The sequence below is a fragment of the Snodgrassella alvi genome (assembly GCF_002777745.1).
GTDB lineage: Bacteria > Pseudomonadota > Gammaproteobacteria > Burkholderiales > Neisseriaceae > Snodgrassella > Snodgrassella alvi_D.
Genome location: NZ_MEIO01000054.1, coordinates 48,825 through 68,573, shown reverse-complemented (window position 1 = coordinate 68,573; position 19,749 = coordinate 48,825). Strand labels below are relative to the sequence as shown.

At 41.6% G+C, this 19,749-nt stretch carries 25 protein-coding genes, 1 tRNA gene and 1 pseudogene; 18 read left to right on the top strand and 9 right to left on the bottom strand.

The genetic code is table 11. The features are described 5' to 3' along the window. Positions 1-1,509: two-partner secretion domain-containing protein (locus BHC51_RS08340; protein ID WP_143558818.1), on the bottom strand; the 1,509-nt coding region annotated here is incomplete at its 3' end. Positions 1,510-2,303: 794 nt separating this feature from the next. Here BHC51_RS08340 and BHC51_RS08335 point away from each other — a divergent pair. Beyond that, positions 2,304-2,648, top strand: a complete 345-nt coding sequence (locus BHC51_RS08335) for a DMT family protein (RefSeq protein ID WP_100099322.1) — start codon at positions 2,304-2,306, stop codon at positions 2,646-2,648. 48 nt (positions 2,649-2,696) lie between these two features. Here the strand turns inward: BHC51_RS08335 and dcd are convergent, their stop codons facing one another. Together dcd and BHC51_RS08325 are read right to left on the bottom strand one after the other, a co-directional pair. Continuing rightward, positions 2,697-3,263 (bottom strand): dCTP deaminase, encoded by a 567-nt coding sequence (dcd, locus tag BHC51_RS08330; RefSeq protein ID WP_100099323.1) that lies wholly within the window; start codon positions 3,261-3,263, stop codon positions 2,697-2,699. Positions 3,264-3,352: 89 nt separating this feature from the next. Then, a complete protein-coding gene (locus BHC51_RS08325) occupies positions 3,353-4,255 on the bottom strand; it encodes a recombination-associated protein RdgC (RefSeq protein WP_100135698.1) in 903 nt (300 codons plus the stop codon). A 484-nt stretch (positions 4,256-4,739) separates the two neighbouring features. On the opposite strand from BHC51_RS08325, the gene BHC51_RS08320 reads away from it, so the two are divergent. From BHC51_RS08320 to BHC51_RS12465, 3 genes are all read left to right on the top strand, one after another. Then, a complete protein-coding gene (locus BHC51_RS08320; protein ID WP_100153785.1) occupies positions 4,740-5,030 on the top strand; it encodes a BREX system ATP-binding domain-containing protein in 291 nt (96 codons plus the stop codon). 57 nt (positions 5,031-5,087) lie between these two features. After that, entirely contained in the window at positions 5,088-5,741 is a 654-nt protein-coding gene (locus BHC51_RS08315; RefSeq protein ID WP_100153784.1) for a hypothetical protein, read from the top strand. Between the two features lie 532 nt (positions 5,742-6,273). Then, positions 6,274-6,477 (top strand): hypothetical protein, encoded by a 204-nt coding sequence (locus BHC51_RS12465; protein WP_143558817.1) that lies wholly within the window; start codon positions 6,274-6,276, stop codon positions 6,475-6,477. Here the strand turns inward: BHC51_RS12465 and BHC51_RS13100 are convergent. The 3 genes and pseudogenes from BHC51_RS13100 to BHC51_RS08295 form a co-directional block, all read right to left on the bottom strand. Then, a pseudogene (locus tag BHC51_RS13100) lies at positions 6,399-6,995 on the bottom strand (phosphoethanolamine transferase). The gene BHC51_RS12465 and the pseudogene BHC51_RS13100 overlap by 79 nt on opposite strands. Before the next feature lie 17 nt (positions 6,996-7,012). Further along, on the bottom strand, positions 7,013-7,219 hold the full coding sequence (locus BHC51_RS08300) for a hypothetical protein (RefSeq protein ID WP_100153782.1): 207 nt from the start codon (positions 7,217-7,219) through the stop codon (positions 7,013-7,015). Beyond that, positions 7,189-7,971 carry a phosphoethanolamine transferase domain-containing protein gene (locus BHC51_RS08295; RefSeq protein WP_180296470.1) on the bottom strand — a complete coding sequence of 261 codons (783 nt, stop codon included), beginning with the start codon at positions 7,969-7,971 and terminating at the stop codon, positions 7,189-7,191. The genes BHC51_RS08300 and BHC51_RS08295 overlap by 31 nt, the downstream gene beginning before the upstream one ends. A 244-nt stretch (positions 7,972-8,215) precedes the next feature. Between BHC51_RS08295 and BHC51_RS08290 the strand changes: the two genes are divergently transcribed. The 6 genes from BHC51_RS08290 to BHC51_RS08275 all read left to right on the top strand — a co-directional run bounded on the left by BHC51_RS08290 (position 8,216) and on the right by BHC51_RS08275 (position 10,928). Next, positions 8,216-8,914, top strand: a complete 699-nt coding sequence (locus BHC51_RS08290; protein ID WP_100099331.1) for a VIT1/CCC1 transporter family protein — start codon at positions 8,216-8,218, stop codon at positions 8,912-8,914. A gap of 232 nt (positions 8,915-9,146) precedes the next feature. Next, positions 9,147-9,440: a response regulator transcription factor gene (locus BHC51_RS13185; RefSeq protein ID WP_306807528.1), complete on the top strand. Its 294-nt coding sequence runs from the start codon at positions 9,147-9,149 to the stop codon at positions 9,438-9,440. Next, positions 9,412-9,579, top strand: coding sequence for a winged helix-turn-helix domain-containing protein (locus tag BHC51_RS13180; RefSeq protein ID WP_306807529.1), 168 nt, complete (start codon positions 9,412-9,414; stop codon positions 9,577-9,579). Before BHC51_RS13185 ends, BHC51_RS13180 begins: the two co-directional genes overlap by 29 nt. Then, positions 9,576-9,950 (top strand): hypothetical protein, encoded by a 375-nt coding sequence (locus tag BHC51_RS08280; RefSeq protein WP_100153780.1) that lies wholly within the window; start codon positions 9,576-9,578, stop codon positions 9,948-9,950. Before BHC51_RS13180 ends, BHC51_RS08280 begins: the two co-directional genes overlap by 4 nt. A 137-nt stretch (positions 9,951-10,087) precedes the next feature. Continuing rightward, positions 10,088-10,333 (top strand): hypothetical protein, encoded by a 246-nt coding sequence (locus BHC51_RS12460; protein ID WP_143558816.1) that lies wholly within the window; start codon positions 10,088-10,090, stop codon positions 10,331-10,333. Positions 10,334-10,391: 58 nt separating this feature from the next. After that, positions 10,392-10,928: an ATP-binding protein gene (locus tag BHC51_RS08275; RefSeq protein ID WP_180296469.1), complete on the top strand. Its 537-nt coding sequence runs from the start codon at positions 10,392-10,394 to the stop codon at positions 10,926-10,928. Between the two features lie 543 nt (positions 10,929-11,471). On the opposite strand, the gene BHC51_RS08270 is transcribed toward BHC51_RS08275, so the two are convergent. Beyond that, positions 11,472-11,699: a hypothetical protein gene (locus BHC51_RS08270; protein ID WP_100099334.1), complete on the bottom strand. Its 228-nt coding sequence runs from the start codon at positions 11,697-11,699 to the stop codon at positions 11,472-11,474. A 48-nt stretch (positions 11,700-11,747) separates the two neighbouring features. Continuing rightward, positions 11,748-11,921, bottom strand: a complete 174-nt coding sequence (locus BHC51_RS12795; protein WP_180296468.1) for a hypothetical protein — start codon at positions 11,919-11,921, stop codon at positions 11,748-11,750. A 367-nt stretch (positions 11,922-12,288) separates the two neighbouring features. Here BHC51_RS12795 and BHC51_RS08265 point away from each other — a divergent pair. Continuing rightward, positions 12,289-12,364: transfer RNA gene (locus BHC51_RS08265), tRNA-Glu, on the top strand. Positions 12,365-12,581: 217 nt separating this feature from the next. Here BHC51_RS08265 and BHC51_RS08260 read toward each other — a convergent pair. Then, positions 12,582-14,624: an OPT family oligopeptide transporter gene (locus tag BHC51_RS08260; protein WP_100153778.1), complete on the bottom strand. Its 2,043-nt coding sequence runs from the start codon at positions 14,622-14,624 to the stop codon at positions 12,582-12,584. A gap of 302 nt (positions 14,625-14,926) precedes the next feature. On the opposite strand from BHC51_RS08260, the gene serB reads away from it, so the two are divergent. The 7 genes from serB to hscB all read left to right on the top strand — a co-directional run bounded on the left by serB (position 14,927) and on the right by hscB (position 19,683). Then, positions 14,927-15,769, top strand: coding sequence for a phosphoserine phosphatase SerB (gene serB, locus BHC51_RS08255; RefSeq protein WP_100153777.1), 843 nt, complete (start codon positions 14,927-14,929; stop codon positions 15,767-15,769). A 368-nt stretch (positions 15,770-16,137) separates the two neighbouring features. After that, positions 16,138-16,608, top strand: coding sequence for an Rrf2 family transcriptional regulator (locus BHC51_RS08250; protein WP_100099338.1), 471 nt, complete (start codon positions 16,138-16,140; stop codon positions 16,606-16,608). 42 nt (positions 16,609-16,650) lie between these two features. After that, entirely contained in the window at positions 16,651-17,865 is a 1,215-nt protein-coding gene (locus BHC51_RS08245) for an IscS subfamily cysteine desulfurase (protein WP_100135704.1), read from the top strand. Between the two features lie 139 nt (positions 17,866-18,004). Then, a complete protein-coding gene (iscU, locus tag BHC51_RS08240; RefSeq protein WP_100153776.1) occupies positions 18,005-18,388 on the top strand; it encodes a Fe-S cluster assembly scaffold IscU in 384 nt (127 codons plus the stop codon). A gap of 1 nt (position 18,389) precedes the next feature. Next, positions 18,390-18,650, top strand: coding sequence for a TraR/DksA C4-type zinc finger protein (locus tag BHC51_RS08235; protein ID WP_100099341.1), 261 nt, complete (start codon positions 18,390-18,392; stop codon positions 18,648-18,650). A 45-nt stretch (positions 18,651-18,695) separates the two neighbouring features. Then, positions 18,696-19,016, top strand: a complete 321-nt coding sequence (gene iscA, locus BHC51_RS08230) for an iron-sulfur cluster assembly protein IscA (protein WP_100099342.1) — start codon at positions 18,696-18,698, stop codon at positions 19,014-19,016. A gap of 163 nt (positions 19,017-19,179) precedes the next feature. Next, positions 19,180-19,683 (top strand): Fe-S protein assembly co-chaperone HscB, encoded by a 504-nt coding sequence (hscB, locus tag BHC51_RS08225; protein WP_100153775.1) that lies wholly within the window; start codon positions 19,180-19,182, stop codon positions 19,681-19,683. Positions 19,684-19,749 lie beyond the last annotated feature (66 nt).

Genomic DNA, 19,749 nt, shown 5'->3' with positions numbered 1-19,749 from the left:
GCTGGGGGTTGCCGCTGTTGCGGTCTGACCGGCACCTTCGGCGCTGCTCGGCGCTTTGCTCTGGTTGTCTGGTTCGGCTGGCTGCGCCGGATTGTCTGGTTGTGCCGGCTTATCGGGCTGCACCGGATTTTGCTCTGGGGCGCTCGGTTGCGGTACATAACCAATCAGGCTGTTGTTTTGGTTGTTGAGTTTGTCCAGTTCGAGGTCCAGGCTCTGTTGGCCGCTCTGAATGATTTTGCCATTCTGGTTGTGAATGCTGTCGCTGATGAAATCAAGACGGCTGGCATTGATTTCGCCCTGGTTGCTCAGAGCGCCCTGGTTGCGGATATGCAGTTCGTCGGCACTGGTGAGCAAGCCACTGTTGCTCAGCTGCCGGCTGTGAAGCTGCATTGCGCCCTGACTAGACAGGGTGCCGCTGTTGTTGATGCTGTGGCTTCTGACTGTGGCCGCCGCTGTGTCTGCTGTGGTGCTGCTTTTGTCGGCAGCGATGATGCTGCCACTGTTGCTGAGCTGACCATCGGCACTAATGGTGACGCCACCTGCTCCGGCAAAGATCTGGCCGGCGTTGTTGATGCCTACGCCTTTGTCGTTGCTAATAAGAACGATTTTACCCGCATACATGCCACCCAGTTTGCCGGTATCGATGGCGATGCCGGGCTTGGGGTCGGTGTTGTTTTCGTTGGCGCTGATGTGCTGATTCTCGGCATTGATGTGGTTGCTGCCGCTGATGATGTTCAGTTGGTTCGCCCAGATGCCAGCGTTGATTTGTGCTGCTTTGGTGAGGATGTGGGTATAGTCGCTGTCTCTGCTATCTAAACCTTGGCCGCTGATGCTGATGTTGCCGCGGTTGATTTGTATGCCGCTGATTTGTCCATCGTTAATCTGGGGGCGGCCGGTGGTGAGGGTAACGCCGGCAGCGTTGATGAAGCCGCCGCCGTTGATGTTGATGCCGGCCGGATTGGCAATGATGACTTCGGCACGCCGTCCGGCTACTTCGATGTAGCCGTTAAGACGGCTGGGATTGCTGCTGTTGATTTGGTTGACGATGATGCTGGCTTCGCCTTTGGCTAACCATGGGTTACCCTGTATCCAGCCTGCCTGACGGGTCTGGGTGCTTTTGCGGCTGTTGTTGAGGATGGCGCCTTTCTGGTCGATGTCCATTTGCCGGTACTGGTTGATGGAAACGCCTCTTTTGCTCGGGGTTTGGATGTTAATCTGCGGGGTGCCGTTGGCGCTGGGCAGGATGGTTGGCTGCTGGTTTTTAGGGGCAGACAGGTCGGCATGAATTTCGGCTGCTATGACATTATTTTGAACCAATATGCATAATCCAAATCCGAGCAGGATGGAACCGGTTAACAGGGGTAGTTTGGCCAGCAGGCTGCTGATGATGTTGCTGCCACTGCTGCTGTGTTCGGCGGTACTTTTTGTTGTGCTGGTGGTGTTTTCGGCTACGGCTACCATTTGTCCGCGGTGTTTGTTGTAGATGACTTTGTAGCGGTTTTTGTTCATTTTTTGTACCTGATTTGTTGATTTGAAATCTTGGTTGGTAGATGTGTTGTTTTGGATACTGCTTCTACTTGCTAACTATGCTGAAAAAAATTCTGTATAAGCTGTGTTGTCAACAGGAAGTTGGGAAATGCGATGAGTTTAATGCTGGTAAACTATTGAAAACATTTATTTCTAAATATTTTATAATGCGATAAGGTGTGTAGATGATGTAAATAACCAATTAGCTCTACTCCTTTAGCCGATAATTTATTCAGGTTCGATAAATTATTTGCATTTTATTACAATAAGTAAACACTTGTAGTTAATCACTAATAAAATTTAATTTTATGTTTAAAAATTATAACAATAATTTATATTAAGATTTTTTTCAAGCAAATATTGTATTTTATTATTTTGCTTTTATGTTGTTCTTTCTGGATTTTTTGCTAATCTGAATTAGGATACTCTGTTATATATGGTAAATATGGGTGTTCTTTGTCTATACGATAATGCCGAGAAATACAGGTAAATATGGTGTTGTTGATATATTTAAATCTTTGATTAAGACTATTGGCTAGTGGATGAGCATTAATATTTTTAGAAGTAGTATTTTTGCCACAAAGCTATTATGCAGTTGGTCATTATTCAAGTATTTATGCTCCGTTTAATTTTCTATATATTGATTTATTTTATCTTTCGGAAAAGTGTTGATTGCTGTAGGATAAGGTATTGGAATTTTTTAATGGCTACAGTTAATTGCTTCTGTCTATTAGTAATTTATAAGTTTAGTTAGCTATGGTTTTTATAATATAAGTATGCACTATTTGATTGTTATTGGTTTGCTCTGTGTTTCTAATCTGGTGATGACTACTGCGTGGTACTGGCACATTAAACCGAGTAACTTCAGTTTTCCGCTCTGGCAAATTATTTTGATTAGCTGGGGAATGGCTCTGTTTGAATACTGTCTGGCTGTACCGGCCAATCATTTAGGTGCTCACTGGGGAATTAAGCCATTTCAACTGAAGATTATTCAGGAAATCGTTACGCTGGTGGTATTTACTTTATTTGCTCTTCTTTATCTGAAAGATGAATTTCGCTTTAATTATCTTATTAGTTTTGGCTTTATACTTGGTGCGGTGTATTTTGCTTTTAAACGCTAATCCCAATAAGAAAAAGGACGCTGCGGCGTCCTTTTTTTATAATGGCCATTAAGCTTTGGGCAAGGTAACGCCGGTTTGCCCCATATACTTGCCTGCACGGTCTTTATAGGAGGTGGCACATTCTTCGTCACTTTCAAAAAACAATACTTGTGCTACACCTTCATTAGCATAAATTTTTGCGGGCAGTGGTGTGGTATTGGAAAATTCCAGTGTCACATAGCCCTCCCATTCTGGTTCAAACGGGGTAACGTTCACGATGATACCGCAGCGCGCATAGGTAGATTTACCCAGACACACTGTCAAAACATTACGTGGGATACGAAAGTATTCTACAGTACGTGCCAGTGCAAAAGAATTAGGTGGAATGATGCAGAAATCATCTTCAACGGTAACAAAATTGCGTGTATCAAAATTTTTTGGATCAACTATGGTGCTGTTGATATTGGTAAAAATCTTGAATTCACGGGCGCAGCGAATATCATAGCCGTAGCTGGAAGTACCATAGGAAATGATTTTCTCTCCGTTTACCTGTTTAATCTGATTCGGTTCAAACGGTTCAATCATGCCGTGCTCTGCGCTCATGCGGCGTATCCATTTGTCTGATTTAATACTCATGACAATACCTTTGATAAATTTAGCGCATTATACCTAAGCCTATGCTGCTGTTGCAGGCAAATTGCGGCAATTTACGCCTGTTTAAGCGATTATTCAGGTAGCCAGCCACCCAGATGATGTACCAGCTCAGCCAGTAAATCACCCAATGCCTCGGCCATGAGTATTTGGGAAGCAAATGTTATGCTTTGCATATCATCGCCTTGTCCGGCTGCTTCTTCCTGAATGACATCTAAAAACTGGATCCGCTTCAGGGTAAAATCCTGTGTCAGCACAAAGCGTACTCTATCCTGCCAGCATAGCCCCAACTGAGTTACTACTTTACCGTTTTTCACTAGATTTACTACTTCCTCAGCAGTTAAATCCTGATGGCTGATACGTACTACTGGTGCAGCATCACCAAGGCCTTTGAGCTCGCAGTCACTATCCAGCTCAAAATGACCGGCAGCGGCGCCATTGAGCAGCCATTCGGTCATCAGGCTTCCCGGCGATTGCTGGGTACGCGGTAATTTTGCTTCCAAACCGCCAAGTGCATCACGCAATTTGGTAAGCAGCATTTCGGCGCGATTGGTATTGGCCTGATTAATTAATAGCAGAGCGCGCTGGGTATCAATTATTGCTTCAGTTTTGCCGCTTTTGGTAAATGCACGGGGTAATAAGTCATCGGTGATGGTTTCTTTCAGCTCCATTTTTTCTTTGCGGCCAACATTCCGGCCTTCAGCTTCGCGGATTTCGTTAATTTTTTCTTCGAGAATATCGCGTACTACTGCTGCCGGTAATACTTTTTCTTCTTTTTTTAGCGCAATGCGCCAAGTATTTTGCGCCGGAAAGACCATTTCTGGACTAAACGATACTGGACTGGCAAAGCCAATACTGTCCCAGTCTAGACCCATACAGGGTTTGAATTCGGCTTCGGCCAGTTTGTTAACCAGCGTTTCCAGATCCGGCAGATTTTCTTTATTTAGCGGATAAATGCTTAATTGCTTAAACCACATGCGTTATTCTTTCACGTCCAACAGAGAAAGAAGAGATTATACGGCAGCCTGAGTATAAGTGTACTGCTTAGCAGAATCTATAATCATTTATCGGAATGATTAGATCACTGGTATTAAATGTATTTAACACTTTTTATGGGTTATTGGAGTTAATAATATTGATAAGTTAATGCTTCTGGTTATGTAACTGGTTTGTTCAGAAAACAACACTGGCTAATGAAATATTCAATTTTCAGTTTTGAAAACCATAAGCCTCTTGGCTTATATATAAATACTATCGTACTATCTGAAGATATTTTCACAAATTTTTGTACTTTAAAGTTAGTTTTTTATCAGGCTGTTATGTCTCATTGATTTATTTTTTTCATGCGAGTTAATATGGCATAGATTTATTATTTGTTTGATGTCTATTGGTATTTTTATGGTTATATTCTCTACGAACAAAAATTTGATAGCATGTAGAGCATAAAATGAACTGAAAGCCATGATACAGGATAACAAACCCATCGCAGATAGTGGAGCCACGTTCAGGCTGATTGTTGGAGATTATAGTTCTGGTAAAACGCTTTTTATGAGTGTGGTTCGGGCGATTACTTTAGAACAGAAATCTGTTACTTTGCATGCAGACTTATCCCCAGACCGGTGCATGCATGCAACTGGTGGACAAGCTAAAAACCTTTATTCCAAATTAATGAGAAGAATGAAAAATTTGTTTATGTGCAACAAGCTAGATGGCAATACTTTAATTATCATTAATATGATAAATTTTACATAAAAATCTAATATATTTTATACTGTGTCTATATTTTATTAAAATAAACATATGCATGTTATGGTTTTAAAAAAATATGTTAAGGAAGCATATGTTGCTTTTGATCCCCAAGAGGCGACATTTTTGTTTGAACGCAATATTAAATTGGAATCTAAAGACGCTATTTTATCTCAAATTCCAGCAATGGTGCGCCATCTTTATTTTCCAAAAAAAAGAATAAAACTATTAATCGGTTTATTGATTTCTTTGCCAATACTTTTTGGAGTATTTACTTTCCTTACATGGCAAAACATTATGGCCAGTAAAAATGCCTCGCAAATACTTGCAACAATACTAATGGTAATTATTGTACTTATAATTTCGATTATCAGGCATTATATCGCAACCTTTTTTGAAATAAGAAGATTAAAAAAATTATACAATAATTTAGAATGGCCGATAGAAAGCTACTGTGCTTTTTTTGCAGAAGGAATTTTAATTAAATCTGACGATATGGAAGGCGTTTTTTATTGGCATGACTTTATGTGCATTATGGCAAATTCTACTGTACTTTCATTTAACCTTTGCCCTTCCACAACATCAAAAGGCAAATCCTTAAAAAAATACTATCCACGCTTAGATACTTTTTACATATTTATTAATGGTGATGAGGAAATACAAGAACTTATGAAATTAGTAAGTGAAGAAATTGATGATCTAGTTGAATTTAGATAATACTAATTCATTGATACCGAATAAATTTCTGTTTTATTATCAATATAAGATATGGCTATAATTTATTATAGAAAAGGTAACAAAAATTCATTACTCACACACAAAGAAACAAATAGCAGATAGCAGCAGTGTGAAGTGAATCATACATTGAAGACTTGCTGCTATTATTGAAATGATTTGGAGCTATGATTTTAGCAATCATAGCCTAAATATTCATAATGTTACTCGGGAGGAAATGTATTAAATATTATGTGATGAAGATTCCAGAATACAGATCGCACATGAAAAAGTAGACTTTACTGATAATAATGCTAAAAAGCTATTCAATGAAAGCTGCCATATATTCAAGGCTTTTAAACTGGCAACAGAAAATTTAATCCAGTTTGGGACTACTGTTTATTTATTACCGTGGCAAGGCGACAAAATTGTTAATACTCTTTTTGCCTTATTACTGCGGGAGAAACTATCGGCAGATATAAATGCAGGAATCATTGCAATAGCTGATACTTCCATTGAACAAGTGAAGGCAATATTGCAACAGCTTTCTCAAGCTCATTTGGGTGAGGCTTGGATACTTGCAGAAATTGTTCCAGAAAGAAAACTGGAAAAATATGATTCTTACCTGCCTGAAAATCTGCTATTAATGGGATATGCAAGTCAGGCCTTTGATATACCGGCAACCCAAAAATGGTTACAGCAATTTGCAGATACAAAATCTGGGCTTACCCAAATATGAGTATCTACTGTCGGCATCACCGCCAAAATTGCCATCCAGCAGCTAGTATCAAAATCGAATACTGAATGGAAAATATTATCATGTGAAAACGCTTGCTGCCGGGCATGCTGGCGCAGGCAGCTCATATCTAGATTACTTATACGGGCAAAGTCATAATTAGCCCAGAACAGCATGGGTACATGAGTTTGTTGCGCAGGCGCAATCGCATAAGGTGTGGCATGCAGATAGATACCATTTTCTCCCAGTGATTCACCGTGGTCGGAAAAGTACTATACCGCACTGGCCAAACTGGTATCAGTTTGCAATAACCTAATAAGTTCTGCCAGTATATGGTCAGTGTACAGCACTGTATTATCATAAGTATTGCGTAATTGTTTATTTGTGCACTGCTGAATCTGATTGGTATCACAGGTAGGCATAAAGCACCGGAATGCATCTGGATAACGCTGGTAATAAGCCGGGCCATGGCTGCCAATCATATGCAACACCAGCACTGCATCATCAGGTAATCTGGCCATTACGGCACGCAAATCAATCAATAAACTTTCATCACACAACCATCATCATTGCAGTTTAAATCAGGCGTCCAATCCTGCACCTCCGCATGGCGAATACGCTCGCAAACACCCTTACAGCCGCCATCGTTATCACGCCAGAGCACATCCAATCCCGCTCGCTGCAAAATATCCAGCAAACCTTCCTGATGTTTGGCTAGATTAGCTTTATAGTGCTGACGTGGCATATTGGAAAACAACAAGGTAAAGAAATTGCTGTAGCTGTACCACAGGAAGTTACCTGAGGAAAATTAATCACGTTATCACCCATCGCTGCCAGTTCCGGCGTGGTTTGACGCTGATAGCCATTCAGACCCCAGCTTTGTGCCCGAGTAGTTTCACCTATTACCAATACTAGCAAACGCTTTTGCTCATGGAGTTGATGGCTCGCATCCAATCCGATACGCGGTAAAGGCCGATGTGCATCATATGTGTTATAAGCAGTTTTCAACGCGGCACCAATAATATTTGTTGGCACGATTAAATGATTAACAGCTTTATTATTGCGGAAAAAAGAAATATAGCTACCATAGGCAAGCAGAATAATAGCAACAACTAAGGTCAGGGAAGCAATAATAGCGCCAGCATACACTGCCCCACATGGCTGTGCATAGCTGATATGCACACTCCAGCAATACCACTGTGCAGATAACAAACCTGTCATTACCAACCACATCCAGAATTGTGGAGTTAACCACGCACTGGCTTCGCCTGGATTAGTCTGAATAATATTTTGCAGCCTATTGGCATCAAAATAAATATTCTGCATCATTTCTACATAGCTTACCGCAGAACTGAGCAATAGCAGCAATGGCACCATCAGCCGGTGCAAATATGGCCAGAACAGCAACTGCATACAGAAATTCATCGCGGCCAGTATCAATATGGGCTCAGTTAACCAGAAAATGACATCATTATTCAGATTCACATGCTGAATCAAATAATTCCAGAAGCCCATATTCAATATCACTGATATATAACAGCTCAGCAATAACATTACTCGGTTACCGCTTAATACCCATTTCGACTGGCATCACTAGGCCTTGTTAACCAAACAGTAACAAGTGTAAAAAAAAAATCCTTAAGTGAAGCTTAAGGTAAAGCGTACCACCAGCCTGTAACGTTGTGATACCGTAGCAGAATATGTCTGTAAAGTACCATTCTGTACTTATCAGGAGCCTGAAATGAGTCAATCATGGCATAATGAACAGCATTTTTCCAATCGTAATAACTGGTTACGTGCCAGTGTTCTGGGCGCAAACGATGGCCTGATTTCTACTGCCAGCCTGCTTATGGGACTGGCTGCGGCCGAACCGAATCAGCATACCTTACTTATATCTGGCATAGCTGCACTGGTTTCCGGCGCAGCCTCTATGGCAGCTGGTGAATACGTTTCTGTTTCTAGCCAGCGTGATACTGAAGCAGCCGATTTACGCAAGGAGCAAGATTCTCTCATTCGCTATCCGGAAATGGAACTGGAAGAACTCACCGATATTTATCGTCAACGCGGATTAAACAAAAACCTAGCACAACAGGTTGCTGTGGCGTTAACCAAACATAATGCCCTCGAAGCCCATGCACGTGAGGAAATTGGTATCACTGAGGTAAGCAAAGCCAATCCTTTACAGGCAGCATTAGCCTCTGCCTTGTCTTTTGCTTGTGGCGCCTTATTACCAGTATTACTATCTTTATTAAGCTCAACTGTATGGCTGATGAGCATACTGGCTATCACCACCGTAGTTGGCCTTGGTATACTTGGTTGCATATCAGCCCATCTGGGCGGAGCGCCTAAACGCCCAGCCATAATCCGAATAGTAATACTGGGCGCTCTTGCTTTGGCATTTACCAGTATGATAGGCCGGATTATCGGGATAGTTATCTGAAAAAAAGTATGCCTATACTGATTCTGGAAGACGACTGCGATAGCGCAGATGGCCTCAATGCCGGCCTAAGCCAGCATGGCATGGCTTGTGATATCTTTGCGTCTGGCCGACTGGAGAGGTGGCTTTAAGTGTAGCGCCATACAATGCTGTAATACTCGATTTAAATCTAGCAGAAACAGACGGTATGGACGTACTCAGTCATTGACGTAATAGAGGTATCAATACACCTATATTGATTCTTACCGCACGCGATGCCCTTCCCGACAGGCTGGCCGGCCTTAATGCCGGTGCTGATGACTATCTGTGTAAACCTTTTGCTCTCGATGAAGTCATTGCCCGCTTGCATGCCCTTATCCGCCGCAGTAAGGGCATCAGCCATGCCGAAATCAGCTTTGGCCAGCTTAACATTAACCTGAACGATCGTAGCGTCAGCCTGCACGGCCAGCCCCTCAACCTTACCCAACGTGAATGGTTACTTTTACAATTACTGATAACTCATCCGCAGCAAGTATTCAGCCCAGATTGAAGACAAGCTATACAACTGGGAGCAGGAAATCGAAAGCAATGCTATAGAAGTTCACATACATCATTTACGCAAAAAAATCGGTGTCACTTTCATCCGTACCCGCCGAGGTCTTGGCTATCAGCTCGGAGAAGCACCATGAAATCAACTACAGCCATTAGCCGGCGTTTACTTATCTATCTTGGCATCACCTTACCTATATTGTGGATACTTACTGCTTTTATCAGCGCAGCAGCAGTCATGCATGAAATAAATGAAGCTAGCGATACCCAGATGAGCCAACTGGCACAACCGCTAATGCATATCCCAATCAACCTTAACAGCAACCACGCCTTAAGCCTACCACCCATACCCAAATCACAGCGTGGTCTTATCGACAATAAAGAATCCGGGTATGCTATCTGGTATAAAGGGCAGCTAATCAATGCCGATGAAACTGGCCAGACCATTCCGTACAAAAGCAATTATCAGGGCTTTATCAATCATGGTCATTGGTGGCAAAGCCATGCATGATGCATCTTTTATCTGCATTATCCCCAGCTGCAACTCGAAGTTGCCGTATCATTCAGCATGCATGAACGTCTGCAAATTGTATTACGCGCCGTATGGTCACAATTAGCTGTATCCATTCTTGCCCTGCCCTTACTACTATGGTTCATCGCATAAGGTGTACGCCGTGGAACCAAACCACTACAGGCTTTAGCTATAGCACTTACCAGCGTTCCCCTCATAGCATTACTCCCATACCTAGTGCCGTACCAACTGAAATCCGGCCTATGATTAATGCGTTGAACAACTTATTCCAGCGCATCGAACAAACACGCGCACGCGAACTGCGCTTCACTGCCGATGCTGCCCATGAACTGCGCAGCCCGCTGGCAGCACTCAAAGTTTAAACTGAAGTCCTCGCCTTAACCAATCTGGACGATATCCAGCAACAGCGCGTACGCAATATTGAATAGCATAGACCGCACCTCTCATCTGGTCGACCAGCTCTTTACCCTCTCTCGCCTTGATCACCTTACCGCACCATTTTATACCGCTACAGTAAACTGGACAGACATTAGCAGCGAGGCCATAGAAAGCGTAAAACTGTATGCACGTGAACGCCATTGCCGCGTCCGGCGCCAGTTTCAGACTAAGCCAGCAGCCGTGCTACCATTATCCGGTGACCATACCCTGCTTACCATCCTTATCCGCAATCTGCTTGATAACGCCATCCGCTACAGTCCTGAATACAGCACTATTAACCTCATACTGGCTGCCAGAAATATCACTATTACCAACCCCGGCAACGGTGTCGCTCCTGAAAACCTGCAACGCCTGCGCGAACGCTTTTTCCGTCCAGCAGGACAGAAAGCCCGCGGTAGTGGACTTGGGTTATCTATTGTTGATAGTATTGCACAGTTGCATGGATTAAAATTTGGAATTAACGATATTAAGAATAAACTGGGACAAAGGGTTGGATTGCAAGTAGAGATACATAACTAAATAAATCTGACAAGAACATTAATTATCCCATACACATGCAGTTAAATTTATTTTAAGAAAACAACTGACTTCTTATATATTCCCGAGTCAATAAGCACATAATCAATAAAATAACTTAAACTTATCAGTCGAACTTATGAGATTATCAAACTCATAAGAAAATCATAAAATATATGGTATCTAGAACGATTCAACACCGCACAACTGCTAATTTTTTTGGGGCAAAATAGCTAATTTGACAAACCGAAACTAAAACCGGCTGGTCGAACTTCTCTGTAATTTTTCAGCATTAAAAAAATCATCAAAAGCATACGCAAATAAAAACCGCATAATACACAAAACTATTAACGATTTATCTAGCTAGTTCTTTGGGCTGTCAAACCGGTACTCTATTGAAACCATCAACATTTTTAATGATAAAGCTACATCGAAACTGATAATCCAGTGCAGCTTTTGGTAGTATATTATCTGTCAGCTTGGTAGCGTGTTTGACCTGATCACGCAACTTTAATACTTAACATCCCAACAACAATTGAAGAATTATTATTCATATTTTACCCGGTAAATAGGCTGATTTTCCTCAATCTCAATTTTTTTCAACTTGTCACAACTGGGCGTACCGGCAAAATCTTTAAACGATGACTCCTGCTCGTTTTTACAATTCTGTTTTAGGCTTATTTTATCAAACTGAGAAGGTTTATATGCAAATGCATTACTAATTGCAAAAGATAACCATAATGCCATTACAATATAAGTTAATTCTGTTTTCATTTTATTTATTCCTTATCAAAAAGGTAAAAATTACACCTATATAGCTTTTTACTTGTTCAAAGCGCTTTGAATGGTAGACAGGCTATCCCGAACTGCATAATGATTAGTGTCACTCCCTTGATATATAGCACGATAGGAACCATAATCGATTACTTTATTAAGCATATTACCGTTAATAATTGCCTTATTACCATCAGTTGCGGTAACCGTAAAATAAACCATACCTTCCACCTTTGAGAATTCAGATTTTAAAATTGTTATTATTGTAATAACAAACACATAATAACAGTTAGGCCTTTAGCCAAGCTTTAATTAACATAAATTATCAATTATATTTATTTACTTTGATTAAATAAATTGTTAATAACATAATTTATTTTAATGAAACTCTAATAATTATAAATTCCATCTTAAGATAGCACTAAATAAAACCAAAGCTTGAGCAATACAGCAATTCAACAGAAAGCTATTTATTGTAATATTTAAACCTGCTAAAATTGCCCGTTCAGTGTGGAGTCTGTAGATATACTTATCTGAACTGACAACTATATTTACACTCAGAAATGATTCACATTTATCGAATATTTATGCGCCTATCGTCTAGCGGCCGAGGACACCGCCCTTTCACGGCGGCAACCGGGGTTCGAATCCCTGTAGGCGTGCCAGATCGAATGAAAATGGATTTTTTCTCCAAATATCATTATTTCTTTAAAGCTAAAACTAATTCATTTATAACAATATTTTTGTAAATGTATAGAGCAATATATAAATTAATATTTTAAATGTTCTTATTTCAATATAAGCCTGAATTAATATTCTTATAAGTAGCAATAAAATAAAAGCAGCGCTTTAATAGCGCTGCTTTTATTTTAAATAATACAATTATTTTTTCATAATTTGTCTAACCAGAATCACTATGGCTGAGATAAAGAAAACCAGCCCTAATACTTGACCAATTTTATCCCAGTGATCCAGATTCAATGCTAATGGTGCTTCGCCTGATCCCAATGCAATGGAAACTACAATCAGCATGGCCATTACTACACCTACGATACTTTCACCAACTATCAGGCCGGCAGCTAATAATGTACCACGGCGATCTGTGGCTTTCAGTTCGCGTTCTTGAGTTTTCGGATCTGTATAACGTTTTCTGACATGACGCATACAAAAGTACGAAAGTACGGTACCAATAAAGATAGGCATATTTACGGAAGCTGGTAGATAGATACCCATACCAACAGCCAATGGAGGTACGCTGCAACCCGGACGAAGACGTTTTACTACTATATCCAGAATAACCAGGAATATACCTAAACATACACCAGCCATGATATATGTCCATTCCAGATTATGCGAAAAGATACCTTTGGCAATAGTGGTCATCAGGGTTGCCTGTGGAGCAGAAAGTGCCTGAGAGGCATCCATACCAGATCGTGGCAAAGCTCCGGTAAAGCCGTAAGCGTTGTAGAGCAATTCCAATACTGGGGAAATAACAATGGCTCCTACAACGCTGCCAATAATCAAAGCTACCTGTTGCCGCCACGGCGTAGCCTGCACTAGGTGACCAGTTTTTAAATCCTGAAGGTTATCATTGGAAATGGTGGAAATAGCCATTACAACAGAAGCAGTAAACAGAGCCAGTGCGGTCATAAACTGATTGCCACCAGCCATGGCAAAAATACCACTGGACTGACCGATCACCATAAATACCAATGAGATGATTACGATGGACACGATACCAATACTGGATATCGGGCTGGAAGAGGAACCAATAAGACCTGCCATATAACCACTGGCTGCGGCCACGAGAAACCCAATGATAAATGCCATAATCGTGGCGCAGGCCACCAGAGCACAGGCCAGACCAAAAGAAATGGGTGCACTAGCGATAAAGCTGTAGAAAGTAGCTACCAGAATAATCAGGGTTACCATCATTATTAGCAACATGGTTTTGGGTGATAAATCCTGATTTACCCTCTCCCGCGACTCGCTGGAATCTGAGCCGGAGCTAAAGGCCTGAAAAGATAATCTCATGCCTTCAAGCATGGGTTTAAACAAGGTTATTAATGTCCATATTGCTGCTACAGCTATGGCACCGGCTCCGATATAGCGAACCTTGGTAACCCATAGATTAATAGCAAAATTTACCATGTCAGTATTTTCGGGCATAGGTGTGGTACTGGTAAAATACGGTACAGCTATTCCCCATGAGAAAAACATACCCAGCAGTACGGCAATACCACCGGTAATACCAACTAGCCAGCCGGCACCTAATAAAGCCAGAGAGAATCCCATCGGCACCTGAAATACTGCACTACCTGCTTTAAACCAGACACTGGCACTTTCACTGACTACACGCAAACCACTAACCAGAAAGCTGAAAATACCCGACAATATACTGCCGCTAACGATCTGTTTAACTCCGCTTTGTGGTGTATCACCTTCGCCTTCATGCGGCTGATTATGGTCACCTGCCTTAAGAATTTCAGCTGCCGCCAACCCTTCTGGATAGGGTAATTTACTATTAACTACAAGTACATGGCGTAATGGAACGGTGAAAATAACACCTAAAACGCCACCGGCAACACAAATAAGGGTTGTTTGCCAGAATGGAAATCCTTGCCAGTATCCAATCATTAACAGGCCTGGCAAAACAAAGATTATTGACGACAGGGTACCGGCAGCTGACGCCTGTGTTTGCACCATGTTATTTTCAAGAATATTTGAACCTTGGAAACATTTCAGTACAGCCATGGATATCACGGCAGCAGGTATGGATGATGCGAATGTCAGGCCAACTTTCAGCCCCAGATAGACGTTAGATGCCGTAAATATTACTGTGATTAACGCTCCTAAGATCATACCGCGAATGGTAAGTTCCCGGTATTGATCGACCGCCGATGAGGTGGTTGAGGGGTGTTGCATGTAATAACTCCATAAAGTTGCGACCCAGAATGATAGCAATAATACTAAAATTTCTGGATATTAATTTATCCTTGCATGACCGCCATTTTGGACAAAAAGCTGCATTGTACAAACTGATTTGTGTTTTTTCTTTAGATTTTAAGAATATAATGTAAATTAATTTTTCTTTAATTTGTCTTAAGTTAATTAATTTTACTCAGACGATTTTCTTATTTGTGATGAAAATTTCTTTTCCGGCTGTTTATTGTCAACCATCATGCTGGTGTCTATACTGAATAGTTTTGTCAGGCTGTGTATTTGTCATGTCTTTAGTTCTGGTTTTACAAAACGCTTCTTTGCGCCAGTGTGATTTATCCGCTTTACATACGATTATCCCGCCAACACCAGAGTATACATTTAATGATTCTGTACTGCGTCTGCCGGTAAGTGCAGATTTTCAATTAACTGAATTAGTGCAGACCCAATTACTTAGACAGCAAATTGATTTTGCCATTGTGCCAGACCAGAGTTTTGCTGATTTAGGTTTGATTATCAGTGATATGGATTCCACACTGATTACAATTGAATGTGTGGATGAAATTGCTGCTGGTGTAGGTTTGCAGTCGCAGGTTGCTGCTATAACTGAACGCTCTATGCGCGGTGAAATTGATTTTGAGCAGTCCTTACGTGCGCGCGTAGCACTGTTGAAAGGTTTACCGCTTACTGAACTACAGCATGTATACGAAAATGTACTAAAACTGTCACCGGGTGCGGAATGGCTGTTACAGCAGTGTCATGAGTATGGCGTTAAGTTTATGCTGGTTTCAGGTGGTTTTACCTATTTTACTGAACGACTACAGCAGCAATACGGACTTGACTATACTTTTGCTAATCAATTAGTAGTAAAAAATGATGCGTTAACCGGCGAACTAGCCGGCAGGATTATTGATGCACAGGCCAAAGCTGATTTACTGGCTGAATATAGGGATAAACTTGGACTGGGCAAATTGCAGGTTGTAGCAATGGGCGATGGTGCTAATGATATTCCCATGTTACAGGAGGCCGGTTTTGGTGTGGCTTATCATGCGAAACCAAAAACACAGGCGGCTACCTCAATCAGTGTGCGCTTTGGTGGTCTTGATGTTGTACGTAAGTGGTTTCGCTGATTGTTGTTATCCGTCTTCAGTACAATAGTGAAACTGCATAATAATCTGAAAGAGGCTTATTATGAGCTGTTATTTCTCCCCTACTATGATTAAGCAACTTGGCATAAATTCAATCTATATCTAAGTGCAATGAGAAATCAATATCGCTTATTAAAAGTATGCCTGTGTGGATAATGTTACCCCCTGTCAGGCACCAAGCATGGCCCGGATTGGAAATCATTATTTAGCCTATGGCTACTAACTAGTTTATCTGCCTTTTTGATGCAGTCAATTCCGGCATAATTCCTTGATTTAACCTTAAATAAAGTTGACTAAAATTGTCGGGTATTAGATAATTCACCTATTGTCAATCTATCTCAGGTTTTGTCATGCGTTTAACCACCAAGGGACGCTTTGCTGTTATTGCCATGCTGGATTTAGCCATGCATGCGCAATCCGGTGCGGTAAACCTGACCGCAATTAGCGAGCGTCAGCGTATTTCCCTGTCTTATCTTGAACAGTTGTTTGGGAAATTACGCCGTGCCGGGCTGGTAGAAAGTATTCGTGGCCCGGGTGGAGGCTATGTTTTAAGTCATGATGCGGCCCAAATCAATATTGCCGACATTATTACTGCTGCAGAAGACACTCTGGATGCCACATTATGTGGCGGTCATGCTGATTGTCTGGATGGCACGCCCTGTCTGACGCATGACTTATGGGCCAACCTGAATAAAACCATAGACGGTTATCTGCGTGGAATTACTTTGCAATGTATTCTGAACCAGAAAATCTACCGTAATAACAGTGACGAACAAAAAAGCAGCCTTGAGCAGCCAATTACCCTGATTAATCTGCACTAGCTCCTGCGCTGCCATGAATATTAAATTAAAGAGAACACGACAATGACCGTAAAACTTCCTATCTATCTGGATTATTCTGCTACAACGCCGGTTGACCCGCGCGTGGCAGAAAAAATGATTCCGTATCTGACTGAGCTATTCGGCAATCCTGCTTCCAATAGCCATAGTTTTGGCTGGCAGGCAGAAGAAGCTGTAGAAAATGCGCGTCATGAAATTGCAGCGTTGATCGGAGCCGATTCAAAAGAAATCATTTTCACTTCTGGCGCAACTGAATCTGACAATCTAGCTCTGAAAGGTGCGGCGCAATTTTATGCCAGCAAAGGTAAACATCTGATTACGGTCAAAACCGAACACAAAGCAGTACTGGACACCATGCGTGAGCTTGAGCGCGAAGGTTTTGAAGTTACCTATCTGGGCGTACAGGAAAATGGCTTGATTGATCTGGCTGAACTACAGGCAGCTATTCGCCCAGATACGACTGTGGTTAGCGTCATGTGGGTAAATAATGAAATCGGTGTGATTCAGGATATTGCTGGCATAGGTGCCATCTGTGCTGAAAAAGGCATTATTTTTCATGTTGATGCAGCACAGGCTACCGGTAAAGTACATATTGATGTAAAAGCCAATCAGATTGGTTTATTGAGCATGTCAGCACATAAAACTTACGGACCTAAAGGTATAGGTGCTTTATATGTACGGCGTAAACCACGTGTTCGCCTGAATGCCCAGATGCATGGTGGCGGACATGAACGTGGTTTCCGTTCTGGTACACTGGCCACACACCAGATTGTTGGTATGGGCGAAGCATTTCGTTTGGCGCGTCTGGAAATGGATAAGGACAATGCTCACGCCAAAGCATTGCGCGACCGCTTTTTAAATGCCATGCAAGATGTCGAAGAAGTATACATCAATGGCGACCTACAACATCGCGTTTATCAGAATCTGAATATCAGCTTCAACTTTGTTGAAGGTGAAAGCCTGATTATGGCTGTTAAAGATCTTGCAGTTTCCAGCGGTTCTGCCTGTACATCAGCCAGTCTGGAACCAAGCTACGTACTGCGTGCATTAGGACGCAATGACGAACTAGCTCACAGCTCACTGCGAATTACCTTTGGACGCTTCACCACTGAAGCCGAAGTAGATTACGCCGCAGAACTGATTAAATCCAAAATTGGTAAATTGCGTGAACTATCGCCGCTATGGGAAATGCATCAGGAAGGTATCGATTTGAACAGTGTAGAATGGGCAGCCCATTAACCCAACTATATAGAAACAAATTTTCTGCCCTGCTGTTTAAGCAGGGTGGTACATCACAATATAAAATAAGTTATTTGCTGCGTAGATAGAAAAGATTTTATTTTCTCGTGCATCAGAATAATTGTAAAAGGAACATATCATGGCCTACAGCGATAAAGTCATTGATCATTATGAAAATCCACGCAACGTTGGCTCTTTTGAGAAAAGTGATCAAAATGTGGGCACAGGAATGGTGGGGGCACCAGCCTGTGGCGACGTTATGAAATTACAGATCAAAGTAAGTGACAACGGTATTATTGAAGATGCCAAGTTCAAAACTTATGGCTGTGGTTCAGCCATCGCCTCCTCTAGCCTGATTACCGAATGGGTAAAGGGTAAAAGTCTGGATGAAGCATTGGCTATTAAAAATAGTGCTATTGCAGAAGAGCTGGCCTTACCGCCTGTAAAAATCCATTGCTCTATTCTGGCTGAAGATGCCATTAAGGCTGCTATAGCTGATTATCGAAAAAAGCATCACGATTAACATGAAGATTTTTGGTAGTAGCGCAAATGATAATGAATCCACTACTGAAAAAAATGATAATCAGCAGGTTAATGCAGTACGCCTAAATAATATCAAGATGTGTACCAGACAGTTTTGTCTGGAATGTAGTGAACCTATATTACCTGAGCGCCAACTTAAGTATTCTGGCACACGTTTTTGCGTTAATTGTGAAGAGAAAATAGAAATCAAACGCTTTTTTCTCTCTTCATATAAACGTCGTTTTAACCGTAACAAATCCTGAATATGCCTTGCGCTGAATTCAGGAGAAGTTTCAACAGGAGAGAACATGATTTCTCTGACTGAAAAAGCAGCCCAGCACATTAGCAACTATTTGACCAAACGTGGTAAAGGCGAAGGTATCCGCCTTGGTGTCAAAAACAGTGGCTGCTCGGGCATGGCTTATACTCTGGAATTTGTCGACCATATCCAACCTGAAGATTTACTTTTTGAGCAATATGGTGTCAAAGTGTTTGTGGATCCCAAAAGCCATATCTATCTGGATGGCACTGAACTAGATTTTGTCAAAGAAGGTTTGCAGGAAGGTTTTAAATTTGCCAACCCCAATGTCAAAGACGAATGCGGCTGTGGCGAAAGCTTTCATGTTTAAGCAGTAACCGTTTTTACCTGAGGTCAGTAAATTTGCTGGTAAATGCCACAGACACGGGTAAAGCAGCCAAATTTTTTTCTGGAAAAGCAGAATACCGGCAAAACCCTTTTACATCGTCTGGCCATTTCTGCTTCAACCCTGTTGTCACCACAAGGTGAACTGCATGAACCAATACTTTGCACTTTTTCAATTACCCGAGCAGTTTAATATTGATGATAAGCAGCTTGAACAAAATTATCGTTTACTGGCAGCACAGTGCCACCCGGATAAATTTGCCGCCAGAAGTACTTTTGAACAAAAGCAAGCAATGATGATGGCTGCTACAGTAAACGAAGCTTATCGTATCCTAAGCAATCCATTAGATCGTGCGGCATACCTACTGCAACAACAAAATATTGATGCAGATGCACCCGAACACACCCATTTTCCAGCCAATTTTTTAATGCAACAAATGCAATGGCGCGAAACCCTAGAAGATGCCCGTACTGAAGCCGATGCAGTAACACTACAGGAGCTGGACGCTACGATTCAGCAGGAACAAGACAAATTGTATCAGGAACTGAATACAGCTTTCATGCAGAATCAGCTAGAAATAGCGGCCAAACTAGTGCGTCAGGGACGTTTTTTACACAAATTACACACAGAAATTCAGGCAGCACTGCCCTGATACTATAAACTTTATAGCAGCTACATGATTTGAGAAACCATCAAATCGATAAGTAATTTTTAAAAT